The sequence below is a fragment of the Castellaniella sp. WN genome (assembly GCF_054457555.1).
This window is the reverse complement of the sequence record NZ_JBTKZC010000001.1, coordinates 627,430-641,349: the sequence shown is the minus strand read 5'-3', so window position 1 is coordinate 641,349 and position 13,920 is coordinate 627,430. Positions and strand designations below refer to the sequence as shown.

The following is a 13,920-nucleotide window of genomic DNA, read 5'->3' as shown; positions in this document are numbered from 1 at the left end:
CCTCCACGTCGCGCCTTGCAAGGCGCTCCGATTCGACAGGCGGGACTCTCTCAAAGAGTGGTATCCCTCCACGTCGCGCCTTGCAAGGCGCTCCGATTCGACAGGCGCAGGACAGTCCGCAAGGGACTGTCCTGCGTCCGGTCTCATCCACAAGCGCCCGTATATCCGCAGTGGGTGCAGAACTGGCAGCCGTCCTTCCGGATGACGCTATGCAAGTGGCATTCGGGGCATTCGGTCCCGTTGACGACAGGCGCTGGACGAGCCGCCGGATGGGCGGGCGCCGCGGCGGACTCGGCCTGCACCACACCCATCTGCTCGACAGGCTCGCCCTGCTCGTCCAGGATACCGAGCATCGCGTAGCGGTGGATCAGCAGGCGGGCGATGTAGGCCTCCGTCGAAGGGAAGGAACTGGACTTGTCGGCGCCGGGCACCCGGGCCAGGAAATCCCCCTGAGGCTCGGCATAGTTCATCAGCTTGCGCAATTTCATGGCGATCCATGCCGGATCGACGATACGCATGTCCAGGCTCAGGAGCTTGAACAGGCCCTCGAACGCGCGGGGGAACTTCCCGGCGCCCCATACGGAGTACGGCCGGGTGGAGCCATCGGGCATGCGCAGTTCCTTGACCATCAGCACGAAATCGTCGCCTGTGACCGGGTTGAGGACATCGCAGATCCAGCCCATCGTCCCGTCCGGGCCGGTCTTGGGTTCTCGCGGCGCGATCAGGGCCTCCATCATGGCGGACTTGGAATGGGCCGCGGCGTCGATGCCCAGGGTGCGGTGGCGAAACGCCACCAGGCGCGCCAGGGCGGCCACCGTCGAAGGCACCCAGATCGGTTCGCCGGCCTCCGGGTCCTGGATCTGGAAAGGAGCGCCCCCATTGGTGCCGGCCAAGACCTCCAGCTTGCGGTTGAGCCAGGGAAAGTCGTCCGTGTACATGTCCAGGCTGAGCATCTTGGCCACGGAACCCAGGCCGCGCGGCGGACGGGCGCCGTTGACCCAGACTTCGAAGGGCCGGCTCTGCAGGTCGGACACGAAGACCACGAAACTGCCTTCCGGGGATTCGATGGCGTCCGACGCCCAGCAGGACGCCCCGCGCGGCAGTCGCGGGCGATTGGGCCAGCGCAAGCTGTTGAGCACCGGCTCGATGACGCGCTTGAGCACTAGGCGGCGGTCGGCCTCGGACAAGGAGATGGCCTCGGGCTGGGCGGGCGCGTCGGCCGCGGGCGCGACCGACAGCACGGCACCGCGCTTGCCGCTGGGGCGGTAGGTGGTGATGCCCTTCAGACCGAGCTTCCAGGCCTGCATGTACAGGTCCTTGAAGTCCTCGTAAGGGTAGTCCGCGGCCACATTCACGGTCTTGGAGATCGCGGCGTCGACGTGGTCCTTGACGGCGGCGACCATCAGTGCGTGGTCACGGGCTGAGATCTCCAGCGCGGTGCGGAAATACGGCGGCAGCGCGCCGGACACGTCGCCTCCCATCAGGCGATAGAGGCGGTAGGCGTGGTCCTCGACCACGTAGTCCTGCTTGCCGCCGTCCGCCATGCGCTTGGTGCGCGTATAGGTCCAGGAAAACGGCGGTTCGATGCCGTTGGAGGCGTTGTCGGCGAAGGCCAGGGAAATCGTCCCCGTCGGGGCGATCGAGGTGAGGTGGCTGTTGCGGATGCCGTGTTCCGCGATGGAGGCGCGGATGTCCTCCGGCAGGCGCCGGGCGAAGCCGCTGGCCAGGTAGGGCTTGGCCTGGAAGCCCGGGAATGGGCCGCGTTCGCGGGCCAGTTCCACCGAAGCGCGATAGGCGGCATGGGCCACCTCGCGGGCGAAACGGGCGGCCATCGCGCGCGCGGGCTCGCTGTCATAGGCCAGTTTCAGCATGATCAGGGCATCGCCCAGGCCGGTGACGCCCAGGCCGACGCGACGCTTGCGAGCGGCTTCCGCCGCCTGCTCGGGCAGCGGCCAGACGGTGGCGTCCAGCACATTGTCCAGCATGCGCACGGCCACGGCCACAACCTCGGCCAGTCCGTCCCAGTCCACGGAGGGGTTGCCCTGCAGGCCGAATGGATTGCGCACGAAGCGCGTCAGGTCGATGGAGCCCAGGCAGCAGCAGCCGTAGCCCGGCAGGGGCTGTTCGCCGCAGGGGTTGGTGGCGTCCAGCGTTTCCAGGTAGTGCAGGTTGTTCTCGCCGTTGATCCGGTCGTGGAACAGCACGCCGGGCTCGGCATAATCATACGTGGACCGCATGATCCGGTCCCATAGGTCACGTGCCCGGACCTCGCGATAGACCCACAGGCCGTCCTCGCGGCGATGGGCTCCGGCGGCCTTCAGATCGTCCGAAGGCTCCGCCGTGTGGGTCAGGGGGAACGAGGTGTCGTTCTCGACGGCGCGCATGAATTCGTCGGTGACACTGACCGATACATTGAAATTAGTCAGTTCGCCGGCCGTCTGCTTGGCCTCGATGAAGGTCTCGATGTCGGGATGGCCGACGTCGAGCACCCCCATCTGCGCGCCGCGCCGCGAGCCGGCCGATTCCACGGTTTCGCAGGAGCGATCGAACACGCGCATGTAGGACACGGGCCCGGACGCCTTCGAGGCCGTACCCTTGACGATGGCGCCCGCGGGACGGATATGGCTGAAGTTGTACCCCACTCCGCCGCCGCGCCGCATCGTCTCGGCGGCTTTCTGCAGAGCGTCGTAGATGCCCGGTCGGCCATCCACGGGATCGGACACGGAATCCCCGACCGGCTGGACGAAGCAGTTGATGAGCGTGGCGGCCAGATCCGTGCCCGCGGCCGAATTGATGCGGCCAGCGGGAATGAACCCACGCTGCTGGGCATCCAGGAACAGGGCCCGGTAGCGTGCGCGCTGCCTGGGCTTCTCGACCGAGGCCAGCGCACGCGCCACGCGCCGCTGGATTTCGACGATCGAGGTTTCCGCGCCCTTGGCATATTTCTCCCGCAGGACTTCAACGGAAATGGACTGGGTCTCCAGGCCCGAGAAAACGTCGACTCGGTTCATGTCGGCTCCTGTGATGATGAAGACGGGTCCGCCATCCGGACCCCGAAATTGGGAATGCCCCACGCCGCGCCCCGGGACGGCCTGATGGTAAAAAAACCCTGCGGCGGCCGACCGGGCCACGCGCAGGGTCTCCAGAAACGCTCTGGGGCGGTCCGCCTGGCTACTGGCCGCCAGTCCGGGACGTCCCCGGGCATCGGGAGATCATTGCGGAGCGCCGGCTACCAGCCACTCGACCACCGTCTTGATGTCGGCGTCGGAAATGCCGACGTTGGGCGGCATCGGGATCGGACCGTAGACGCCGGAACTGCCGCCCTTGATATGCTGGGCCAGGACCGTGGCGGCGTCCGCCTGGCCCTTGTGCTTGGCTGCGACTTCCTGGTAAGCGGGTCCGACGACCTTCTTGTCGACCGCGTGGCAAGCCAGACAGGCGTTCTTGGTCAGGATGTCCTTGACCTGGGCGAAATCCGGCGCGGCGTGGGCGGCCTGGCCTATGGCCAGCAGGGAGAGGCTCAGGGCGAGAGAGGACAATTTCATGTGTGAATCTCCGTCAGATAGGGAAGTTTCAGAAGGGCGCCCCACGAGCGCCCGAAATCGTTCCGCCACAATATGTCGTGCGGCGAAGGCGATCATTACACCATGGTCGGCGAGTACGCGTAAGATTACCATTATCAATTGTAGGTTTTCCGACGTCGGTGCCTTCCCTGGATTGTACGTCCGTCCTATCATGAAATCGACCGACCTCACCGCGGAGCCTGATCATGATCAACGGTGCGCTGCCTCCACCCTGGGAGATCGAGACCTGGCTGAACGTCCGCGACACCCCGCCCACGCTGGAGTCGCTGCGCGGCTCCGTCGTGGTCGTGCACGCCTTCCAGATGCTGTGCCCGGGCTGCGTGTCCCACGGCCTGCCTCAGGCCAAGGCGATCCACGAATCCTTTCCGCCGGGACGCGTCCAGGTGATCGGCCTGCACACGGTCTTCGAGCATCATGCCGCCATGGGCGAAATCGCGCTGCGGGCATTCCTGCACGAATACCGGATCCGATTCCCCGTGGGTATCGACCGCCCCGCCCCGTCCGGCAACCCGATTCCCCTGACCATGCAGGCCTGGGGATTGCAAGGCACGCCATCCCTGGTGATCCTGGACGCCCGGGGCGGCGTCCGCCTGCATCATTTCGGCCGGCTGGACGACCTGCGGGCGGGCGCCGTCATCGGTCAGCTCCTGGCCGAGGCGGATGCGACGGCCCCATGAACCCGGCCAGGAGGTCGATCGGAATCGGGAACACCAGGGTGGACGACTTGTCGCCCGCCACCTGGGACAGGGTCTCCAGGTAGCGCAACTGCATCGCCGACGGCTCCTGGGCCAGGGTATTGGCCGCATCGGCCAGCGCCTGGGCCGCCTGGCGCTCGCCCTCGGCGTGGATGACCTTGGCGCGGCGGTCGCGCTCGGCCTCGGCCTGGCGCGCCATGGCCCGCACCATGGTCTCGTTCAGGCCGATGTCCTTGATCTCGACGTTGGTGACCTTGATGCCCCAGCCATCGGTCTGGGCGTCCAGGATGGTCTGGATGTCCAGGTTCAGCTTTTCGCGCTCGGCCAGCATCTCGTCCAGTTCGTGCTTGCCCAGCACCGCCCGCAACGTCGTCTGCGCCAGCTGGCTGGTGGCTTCCAGGTAACGCTCGACCTGGATGATGGCCCTTCCCGGATCCACCACCCGGAAATACAGCACCGCGTTCACCTGCACCGACACGTTGTCGCGGGAAATCACGTCCTGGGGCGGGATGTCCAGCGTCACCACGCGCATGTCCACACGCACCGCCTGCTGCAGGAAGGGAATCACGATGATCAGCCCCGGCCCCTTGGTGCTGGTATAGCGGCCCAGCGTGAAGATCACGGCGCGCTCGTATTCGCGCAGGATGCGGAACAGCTTGAACAACAGGAACACCAGGAAGACGAGCACCAGCAGGCCGAGGCCCGAATCCAGTTCCAGGAACATCATGAGGGTTCTCCCAATGAGACATCCCCTTCGGGGACGGGTTCGACTTCCAGCATCAGGCCGCTCTCGGCCCGGACCCGCACCGCCTGGCCGGGCCGCAGGGGCGTTTCCGCATGCACCTGCCAGATCTCTCCGCGCACCAGGGCGCGGGCGCGGCCCCGCATGTCGGAAGCCTGGGTGACTTCGCCGACCATGCCGGGCAGCTCTTCGTTGCCGCCCCGGGCTCGCAGGCGATGCGCCTGGATGGCGATGATCGCGGCCAGCAGCAGGATCAGCCCGAGCAGCGACAGTGCCCAGACCGACTGCGAACCGAAATAGACCAGCAGCATTTCCTTCCCCGAGGAGATTGCGGAATCGCGGGCCGGCGCGGCGGCGCCGGGGATTCGTTCAGGCGAGGCGATGGCGTCTGGCGTAATCGTTCATCGCGTCCGCCAGGATCAGGGCGTGATTATGTTCCGGATCCTTGGCGCCGAACACCAGGGTGATGCGCCGGCCGCCGGCCGCCGCAAAGACCTCACCCATGCGGGCCTGCGCCTGTTCGTCCCGCAATTCGGCGGCATATTCGCGGCGAAAGCCGTCCCAGTGTTCGAGCTTGTGGCAAAACCAGGTGCGCAGCGCCGGACTGGGCGCCAGGTCCTTGCACCAGAGGTCGTACTGAAGCGCGGCCTTGGACAGGCCGCGCGGCCAAAGCCGGTCGATGAACACGCGCAGGCCGTCGGTGTCCTCGGGCTCTGCGTATACGCGCTTGATCTGTACAGCCGATTTCATGTCATGATGGACGCGTCATATCCAGGGGGACGATCCACTCATCGTACTGCGCATCGGTCAGAAAGCCCAGCGCCAGGGCGGCTTCCCGCAAAGTGCTGTGCTCCTTGTGAGCCTTCTTGGCGATTGCGGCGGCCTTGTCGTAGCCGATGTGGCGATTCAGCGCGGTGACCAGCATCAGGTTCTTTTCCAGGTTTTCCGCGATCTTCGGCCGGTTGGGTTCGATGCCCGCGGCGCAGTGCTCGTCGAAGGACAGGCAGGCGTCGGCCAGCAGGCCGATGCTCTCCAGGACATTGTGCACCATGACGGGTTTGTAGACATTCAACTGGAAGTTGCCCTGGGACCCGGCGAAAGCCACGGTGGCATCATTGCCATAGACCTGGGCGCAGACCATGGTCATGGCCTCGCATTGGGTCGGGTTGACCTTGCCCGGCATGATGGACGAGCCCGGCTCGTTTTCCGGGATCAACAGTTCGCCGATACCACAGCGCGGGCCGCTGGCCAGCCAGCGTACGTCGTTGGCGATCTTCATCAGCGCGCCGGCCAGGGTGCGCAGCGCCGCCGACAGGTTCACCAGCGCATCGTGGGCCGACAGGGCGAAGAACTTGTTTTCCGCACTGCGGAACGGCAGGCCGGTGATGTCTGCAATGCGGGCGGCGGCCAGTTCGCCGAAGCGCGGGTGGGCGTTCAGGCCCGTGCCCACGGCCGTGCCGCCGATCGCCAGGTCGTAGATGCCCGGCAGCGCCGCCTGCACGGCGTCCAGGGCGAAGTCGATCTGCGCCACCCAGGCGCTGATTTCCTGGCCCAGCGTGATCGGCGTGGCGTCCTGCAGGTGGGTCCGTCCGGTCTTGACGACGTCCTGGAAGGACTTGGCCTTGGCGTCCAGCGTGGCGCGCAAGCGCCCGACGGACGGGAAGAAACGGCGCGACAGTTCCTCCGCCACCGCGATATGCATGGCCGTGGGGAAGGTGTCGTTGGACGACTGGCCGCGATTGACATGGTCGTTCGGATGCACCGGGGTCTTGGAGCCCACCTGCCCGCCGGCCAGCGCAATGGCCCGATTGGAGATGACTTCATTGGCGTTCATGTTCGACTGGGTGCCCGAACCGGTCTGGAACACCACCAGCGGGAATTCGCCGTCGAGCTTGCCCTCGATCACTTCATCGGCGGCGCGCACGATCAGATTGCCGATGTCCGCGGGCAGCTCGCCGAGTTCGGCGTTGGCTTGGGCGGCGGCCTTCTTCAGCACGCCCAGGGCGCGGATCACCGGAGGCTGCCAGCGGAACCGGTCCACGCCGATCGGGAAGTTCTGGATGGAACGCTGCGTCTGCGCGCCCCAGTAATGGGCGGCAGGCACCTCGATGGCGCCCATGGAATCGGTTTCGGTCCGAATATCGGCCATGATGTCAAACTCCGGGAGATGAGGAAAAAAAGGGGGCGTTTTTCGCCTCGGGGCGGCCCGGCGGCAAAAAGCGGTCCGCCCAGGTCCACGCCACGTCGAGCATCCGGTTGGCGAAGCCCCATTCGTTGTCGAACCAGATCAGCAGGTTGGCGAAGCGACCCTGGTTGACGCGGGTCTGGCCCAGGTCGATGACGGCCGAATGCGGATCATGGTTGAAGTCCACCGAGGCATGGGGCTGGCCGGTGCAGGCGATCAGGTCGGGACGGGTCCGGGCGGCCTCGGAGAACAGCGTGTTCAGAGCTTCCGGGGACGTGTCCCGACGCAGGTTCACGGCCAGGTCGATGGCCGAGACATTGAGGATGGGCACCCGCACGGCCTTGGCCTGAATGCGGCCGGCGAGGCCGGGCAGCATGCGCTCGATGCCCTGGGCCAGGCCCGTGGCCACCGGCACGATGGACTGCATGGCGGAACGGGTGCGGCGCAGGTCGGCGTGATGATAGCCGTCGATCATGGGCTGATCGTTCATCACCGAATGCAGCGTGGTCAGGAAGGCGCCTTCCACACCCAGGCGGCGCTCCAGCAGGTCCAGGATCGGGACGGCGGCGTTGGTCGTGCACGAGGCCGCCGATACGATGCGCTGGCCGGCCCGCAGCTCGTCGTCGTTGATGCCGTGGACGATGGTGCAATCCACGTCCGCCGCGCTCTTGCCCGGTTGCGAGACCAGCACCCGCGGGCAGCCCGCGTCCAGGAAGGACTGCAGGCGCTCGCGCGTGGAAAAGGCGCCGGAGCATTCCAGCAACAGGTCGAAGTCCAGCCCGCCCCAGGGACCGTCGGCGGGATCCCGCGCGTGGAACACGGGAATCACCTGCCCGTCGACGGCCAGGCCGCCGTCGAGCACCCGGATCTCGCCGGGAAAGATCCCGTGGGTCGAGTCGAAGCGGGTCAGGTAGGCCATGGACTCCAGATCCGCCGGCTCGTTGATCGCCACGATGCGCAGGTCGCGGCGATGCGGGGATTCGGCCAAGGCACGCAGCACGCAGCGTCCGATCCGGCCATAGCCGTTGATGGCGATGCGCAGGGGACGGGACACAGCGGGTTCGGGGCGGTCGGCGGGCATGGGAAGGTTTCGAGGCTCAGCGCGCGGCGCGGTAGCCGGCGATGACGTTGCGCGGGTCATCCCGCAGGAACGCATCGATGTTGTCACGTACCTGACGGATCATCGTCCGGATGGCGGCGTCGCTGGTCCAGGCCACGTGCGGGGTCAGGATGAAATTCGGATGATCCAGCAGGCGCATCAGGGGGTGGTCCTGAGCGGGCGGTTCCTGGGACGAGACATCGAAACCCGCGCCGCTGATCTGTCCGGCGCGCAGCGCATGCTCCAGCGCGTATTCGTCCACCAGCCCGCCGCGCGCGGTGTTCACGAGCAGTGGCTTGCGCTCCATCAGGGCGAATTCCGGGGCTCCGATCATGCCCCGGGTCTGAGCGTTGAGCGGACAATGCAGGCTGATCACGTCGCTGGTGCGCAGGACATGGTTGAAATCGGTGTAGTCGTTGGTCGGTTCGCCCGCGTTCCGCCGCGCGGCGAACTGGACCTTCATGCCGAAGGCGCGGGCGATCTCGGCCACGGCTTCGCCCAGGGCGCCCCGGCCGATGATGCCCAGGGTCGATCCGGCCAGGTCACGCACGGGAAAATCGAAATAGCAGAACTGGCCGCTGGCCTGCCAACGGCCGTCGCGCACCGACTGGCGATAGGCCAGCAGGTTGCGTCGCAGAGCCAGCATCAGGGCGAAGGTGTGCTCCGGGACGGCATGCACGGCGTAATCGCGCACGTTGGAGACAATGATGCCGCGCCGGTCGCAGGCGTCCAGGTCGATGTTGTCGGTGCCCGTCGCGGCGACCGCGATCATGCGCAGGCGCGGCGCCTGGGCGATCGCGTCGGCGGCCAGCACGACCTTGTTCACGATCACGATGTCGGCGTCGCGGATGCGCTCGACGACCTGGCCGGGCGCCGTGCGCGGATACGTGACTAATTCGTGGGGCGCCTGCGGACCGGTGAAATCCTCCGTCGCCGGCAGGGAATCCCGGTCCAGAAAAACAATGCGCAAAGGATTCATGGCACAGGCCTCGTTGAAAGACAGCGTCAACCGGTTAGTCTACTGCATGGCTGGGCGGCGAGTGCGATGTCCCTCTCCGAACCTGCTCAAGAATGGAACTTCTGATCACGCCGGGTTACTTCAAGAAAGTGTCAGCCGTAGACATTTTGAAACCGGCATGAGTCCCAGAAGGTGAACCCCATGAAACTCGGCGTCGATTTTAGCAACGCGTTTTCTCGTATTCGGAATCATGGAACAAGAACCGCGGGCCGGATCAAGGGTTCGAACGTAGCTTCAACAATAGCCGTCACGACGCTCCTCGCAGCATCCATTTCCGTCTCAGCCAATACAGTGAGCGGCGGTAGCGGGGGAAACGGCGGCGCAGGCCAACTCAATTTCTACGGAGCCGGGGGCGGGGGCGGCGGAGGCGGCGGGGGCAATGGCATCAGCGGCACCGGGAGCAATGGAGCCGCCGCCGGCGCCGGCGGCGGCTCCGTCTACATTCCCGATCCCGACAACCCTCTGCCGCCTGAACCCAATGATATCCCCTACCACGGCTTTGGCGGCGGAGGCGGCGGAGGCGGCCCTGGCAGCGACGGCTACGGCCGTAGCGACGGCATAGCCGACCCTCGCGACGGCATCGGCGGCACCGGCGGCTCTGGCGGCGGCGGCAACGGCGGCAACGGCGGCATAGCATTATCTGGCGGCGGTGGCGGCGGTGGCGGCGGTGGCGGCGGTGGCACGGTCGTCAACGGAGACGGGGTTTCCGTTGACGAGAACGATATCGTAAGCGGCGGTAACGGCGGTAACGGCGGTAACGGCGGTAACGGCGGTAACGGCGGTAACGGCGGTAACGGCATCAGCGGCGGTGTCGGCGACATCACCAATTATGGCAAGATTCAAGGTGGCAATGGCGGTGAAGGTGGCGGCAGCATTACAGGTAACAATAGCGGCAACGGCGGCAACGGTGGCAACGGCATCACGGGCAACAATCTCGCGAGCACGATCGTCAATAGCGGCACCGTATCAGGCGGCGACGGCGGCGATGGCCTCTACCGCGGCAATGGCGGCGACGGCATCACAGGCGACAATCTGATTATCATCAACAGCGGCTCCATATCAGGAGGCGATGGCGCGAACAACGGCGCGGGCATCTCGGGCAGCGATCTCACCATCACCGTCACGGGTCATGGCATGATCGAGGGGAATGGCAACGCGCTGTTTTTCCTCGGCGGCACGAACACACTCACCCTGCAGGACGATGCTACACTCATCGGCAATATCGCCATCACGAATAGCAGCCTGATTTTCGATCAGCCAACCGATTTCACTGTCACCAATCAGACCATCGGCAACGGCGCTGTCACCAAGCAGGGCACAGGCACCCTGACTCTGACCGGCACCAACACCTACACCGGCGGCACGACGATCAGCGACGGCACGCTGCAAATCGGCAACGGCGGCACCGCCGGCTCGATCACCGGCGACGTGACGAACAACAGCACCCTCGCCTTCAACCGCAGCGACGCTGTGACCTTCGGCAATGTGATCTCCGGCATCGGCACCGTCGCCCAGAACGGCACGGGCACTCTGACCCTGACCGGCACCAACACCTACGCCGGCGGCACGACGATCAACGACGGCACGCTGCAAATCGGCAATGGCGGCGCCTCCGGCTCGATCACCGGCAACGTGACGAACGACAGCATCCTTGCCTTCAACCGCAGCGATGCCGCGGTCTTCAACGGCGACATCGCCGGCTCCGGCGATGTCATCAAATACGGCGCGGACACCCTGACCCTGACCGGCGCCAACACCTACACCGGCGGCACGACGATCAGCGACGGCACGCTGCAAATCGGCAACGGCGGCACCGCCGGCTCGATCGCTGGCAACGTGACGAACAACGGCACCCTCGCTTTCGACCGCGGCGATGCCGCGGTCTTCAACGGCGACATCGCCGGCTCCGGCGATGTCATCAAATACGGCGCGGACACCCTGACCCTGACCGGCGCCAACACCTACACCGGCGAGACGACGATCAACGCCGGCACACTGCAAATCGGCAACGGCGGCGCAGCCAGCCTCGACACCAGCAAAATCACCTTCGCCGACGCAAGCGGCGCCCTCGCCTTCAACCACAGCAACACGACCACATTCGGCGGCGAGATCGTCGGCGAAGGCTCGCTCACCAAGGCGGGCACGGGCGTTCTGACCCTGACCGGTACCAACACCTACGCCGGCGGCACGACGATCAACGACGGCACGCTGCAAATCGGCAATGGCGGCTCCTCCGGCTCGATCACCGGCAACGTGACGAACGACAGCATCCTTGCCTTCAACCGCGGCGACGCCACGAGCTTTGGTGGCGTAATCTCGGGCTCCGGCACCGTCGCCCAGAACGGCACGGGCACCCTGACCCTGACCGGTACCAACACCTACGCCGGTGGCACGACGATCAGCGACGGCACGCTGCAAATCGGCAATGGCGGCTCCTCCGGCTCGATCGCTGGCAACGTGACGAACAACGGCACCCTCGCTTTCGACCGCGGCGATGCCGCGGTCTTCAACGGCGACATCGCCGGCTCCGGCGATGTCATCAAATACGGCGCGGACACCCTGACCCTGACCGGCGCCAACACCTACACCGGCGGCACGACGATCAGCGACGGCACGCTGCAAATCGGCAACGGCGGCACCGCCGGCTCGATCGCTGGCAACGTGACGAACAACGGCACCCTCGCTTTCGACCGCAGCGATGCCGTGGTCTTCAACGGCGACATCGCCGGCTCCGGCGATGTCATCAAATACGGCGCGGGCACCCTGACCCTGACTGGCGCCAACACCTACACCGGCGGCACGACGATCAGCGACGGCACGCTGCAAATCGGCAATGGCGGCACGGCCGGCAAGATCACCGGCAATGTGACGAACAACGGCACCCTCGCCTTCAACCGCAGCGACGCCGTGATCTTCGGCGGCGACATCTCGGGCGCCGGCATAATCGTCCAGAATGGCACGGGCACCCTGTCCCTGACGGGCAACAACACCGCCTACACCGGCATCACCGAAGTCGGGCACGGCATCCTGACGGTCAACAGCCAGCTCGGCGGCACGCTGCTCGTCCAGGCGGCGGGCCGCCTGCAGGGCAGCGGCACCGTGGGCGACACCATCGTCCACGGCACCGTCGCGCCCGGCAATTCGATCGGCACGCTGCACGTGGCCGGCGACTTCGCCTTCGAGCCAGGCTCGGTCTACGAAGTGGAAGTGGATGCCGCCGGAAACAGCGACCGGATCATCGCCACCGGCACGGCCACCATCGACCACGGCGCCTCGGTGCGCGTCCTGGCCGGCGCGGGCCACTATGCGGCACACACTCAATACACCATCCTGAGCGCCGCAGGCGGGCTCAACGGAACGTTCTCCGGCGCAACCTCCAACCTCGCCTTCCTCGACCCCTCGCTCGGCTACGGCGCCAATCAGGTCCTGCTGACGATGACCCGCAACGACGCCTCCTTCGCCAGCGTCGGCCTCACCCGGAACCAGATCGCCACCGGCGGGGGCGTGGAAAGCCTCGGAACGGGCCCGATATTCGACGCGGTACTGAATCTGTCGGCCGATCAGGCGCGCGCCGCCTTCGATCGGCTGTCGGGTGAAATCCATGCGTCGATGCGCACGGCGCTGCTCGAGGACAGCCACTTCATCCGCGATGCGGCCAATCATCGCCTGCGCGCCGCGCAAGCGGCGCCCGGCTCGGCCTCCGGCGGCGTGCTGCTGGCCGCCCAGGGCGACGTCCCGGGCCTCCTGCCGCCCGTGGCCGCCAACCCCGCCGGCCCGGCCTTCTGGACGCAAGGCTTTGGCTCATGGGGGGCGACACACGGCAACGGCAACGCCGCGCGCCTGGAGCGCGACAGCGACGGCCTGATCGCCGGCGTCGACTGGCCGCTCGGCCGCGGACGCGTGGGCGTGATGGCCGGCTACAGCGACTCGAATGCGAAGGCCGCGGAGCGCGCCTCGTCGGGCTCGAGCCACAACTACCACCTGGGCGTCTACGGCGGCGCCGCCTGGGGCGGGCTCGCCCTGCGCACGGGCGCGGCCTACACCCGGCACTACGTGAAAACCCGACGCGACGCGTCCTTTCCCGGCTTGACCGACCACCTCTCGGGCGCCTACCAGGCCGAAGCCTGGCAGGCGTTCGGCGAACTGGGCTACGACATGGCGGTGGGCGGCTCGCGCATCGAGCCCTTCATCAACCTGGCCCACACGCGCCTGCGCTCCGACCGCTACACCGAACAAGGAGACGCGGCGGCATTGATCATCGGCCAGAAAAAATCGAATGTCTCCTTCGCCACGCTCGGCGTGCGCGCCGCCACGGGCATCACGCTCGGCGGCGCCGAGCTCACCGTCAAGGGCCTGCTCGGCTGGCGTCACGCCTTCGGCGATGTCGAACCGCATTCGACGCAGCGATTCGCCGGCGGCGGCGATGCCTTCCTGATCGGCGGCACACCCATCGCGCGCAACGCGGCGCTGATCGAGGCCGGCCTGGACTATGTCGCGAAGTCCAATACCACGCTGAGCCTCTCCTATGGCGGGCAATTCGGCTCCGGCGTCGCCGATCATGCCATCAAGGCCAGTCTCAACGTAAGATTTTGAACTC

General features: G+C 66.5%; 10 protein-coding genes. 2 read left to right on the top strand and 8 right to left on the bottom strand.

Translation table 11 applies throughout. From position 1 onward, the window contains the following. Positions 1–143: 143 nt before the first annotated feature. Both ACTPOE_RS02920 and ACTPOE_RS02915 read right to left on the bottom strand, forming a co-directional pair. Positions 144–3,011 (bottom strand): adenosylcobalamin-dependent ribonucleoside-diphosphate reductase, encoded by a 2,868-nt coding sequence (locus tag ACTPOE_RS02920; RefSeq protein WP_458870705.1) that lies wholly within the window; start codon positions 3,009–3,011, stop codon positions 144–146. A gap of 201 nt (positions 3,012–3,212) precedes the next feature. Next, a complete protein-coding gene (locus ACTPOE_RS02915) occupies positions 3,213–3,539 on the bottom strand; it encodes a c-type cytochrome (protein ID WP_458872738.1) in 327 nt (108 codons plus the stop codon). A gap of 230 nt (positions 3,540–3,769) precedes the next feature. Here ACTPOE_RS02915 and ACTPOE_RS02910 point away from each other — a divergent pair, with 230 nt between their 5' ends. Next, a complete protein-coding gene (locus ACTPOE_RS02910; protein WP_458870703.1) occupies positions 3,770–4,261 on the top strand; it encodes a thioredoxin domain-containing protein in 492 nt (163 codons plus the stop codon). Here ACTPOE_RS02910 and ACTPOE_RS02905 read toward each other — a convergent pair. From ACTPOE_RS02905 to ACTPOE_RS02880, 6 genes are read right to left on the bottom strand one after another with little or no spacing between them, the layout of a single operon-like run. Beyond that, a complete protein-coding gene (locus ACTPOE_RS02905) occupies positions 4,218–5,003 on the bottom strand; it encodes a slipin family protein (RefSeq protein WP_458872737.1) in 786 nt (261 codons plus the stop codon). The genes ACTPOE_RS02910 and ACTPOE_RS02905 overlap by 44 nt on opposite strands. Continuing rightward, entirely contained in the window at positions 5,003–5,332 is a 330-nt protein-coding gene (locus ACTPOE_RS02900; RefSeq protein WP_458870701.1) for an NfeD family protein, read from the bottom strand. The genes ACTPOE_RS02905 and ACTPOE_RS02900 overlap by 1 nt, the downstream gene beginning before the upstream one ends. A gap of 58 nt (positions 5,333–5,390) precedes the next feature. After that, positions 5,391–5,771, bottom strand: coding sequence for a DUF488 domain-containing protein (locus ACTPOE_RS02895; protein WP_458870700.1), 381 nt, complete (start codon positions 5,769–5,771; stop codon positions 5,391–5,393). 1 nt (position 5,772) lies between these two features. Beyond that, a complete protein-coding gene (gene fumC / locus ACTPOE_RS02890) occupies positions 5,773–7,170 on the bottom strand; it encodes a class II fumarate hydratase (RefSeq protein ID WP_458870698.1) in 1,398 nt (465 codons plus the stop codon). Between the two features lie 4 nt (positions 7,171–7,174). Further along, complete coding sequence (locus ACTPOE_RS02885; RefSeq protein ID WP_458870697.1) at positions 7,175–8,287, bottom strand: type I glyceraldehyde-3-phosphate dehydrogenase; 1,113 nt, start codon at positions 8,285–8,287, stop codon at positions 7,175–7,177. Positions 8,288–8,303: 16 nt separating this feature from the next. Then, positions 8,304–9,284, bottom strand: coding sequence for a D-2-hydroxyacid dehydrogenase (locus ACTPOE_RS02880; protein ID WP_458870695.1), 981 nt, complete (start codon positions 9,282–9,284; stop codon positions 8,304–8,306). Between the two features lie 180 nt (positions 9,285–9,464). Here ACTPOE_RS02880 and ACTPOE_RS02875 point away from each other — a divergent pair, with 180 nt between their 5' ends. Then, positions 9,465–13,916: an autotransporter-associated beta strand repeat-containing protein gene (locus ACTPOE_RS02875; RefSeq protein ID WP_458870694.1), complete on the top strand. Its 4,452-nt coding sequence runs from the start codon at positions 9,465–9,467 to the stop codon at positions 13,914–13,916. Positions 13,917–13,920: the final 4 nt, after the last annotated feature.

What these genes read in the sequence shown, in the direction of transcription:
- ACTPOE_RS02920 (WP_458870705.1), bottom strand. Translation starts at nt 3,011, where the DNA reads ATGAACCGAGTCGACGTTTTCTCGGGCCTGGAGACCCAGTCCATTTCC.
- ACTPOE_RS02910 (WP_458870703.1), top strand. Translation starts at nt 3,770, where the DNA reads ATGATCAACGGTGCGCTGCCTCCACCCTGGGAGATCGAGACCTGGCTG.
- ACTPOE_RS02905 (WP_458872737.1), bottom strand. Translation starts at nt 5,003, where the DNA reads ATGTTCCTGGAACTGGATTCGGGCCTCGGCCTGCTGGTGCTCGTCTTC.
- ACTPOE_RS02900 (WP_458870701.1), bottom strand. Translation starts at nt 5,332, where the DNA reads ATGCTGCTGGTCTATTTCGGTTCGCAGTCGGTCTGGGCACTGTCGCTG.
- ACTPOE_RS02895 (WP_458870700.1), bottom strand. Translation starts at nt 5,771, where the DNA reads ATGAAATCGGCTGTACAGATCAAGCGCGTATACGCAGAGCCCGAGGAC.
- fumC (WP_458870698.1), bottom strand. Translation starts at nt 7,170, where the DNA reads ATGGCCGATATTCGGACCGAAACCGATTCCATGGGCGCCATCGAGGTG.
- ACTPOE_RS02885 (WP_458870697.1), bottom strand. Translation starts at nt 8,287, where the DNA reads ATGCCCGCCGACCGCCCCGAACCCGCTGTGTCCCGTCCCCTGCGCATC.
- ACTPOE_RS02880 (WP_458870695.1), bottom strand. Translation starts at nt 9,284, where the DNA reads ATGAATCCTTTGCGCATTGTTTTTCTGGACCGGGATTCCCTGCCGGCG.
- ACTPOE_RS02875 (WP_458870694.1), top strand. Translation starts at nt 9,465, where the DNA reads ATGAAACTCGGCGTCGATTTTAGCAACGCGTTTTCTCGTATTCGGAAT.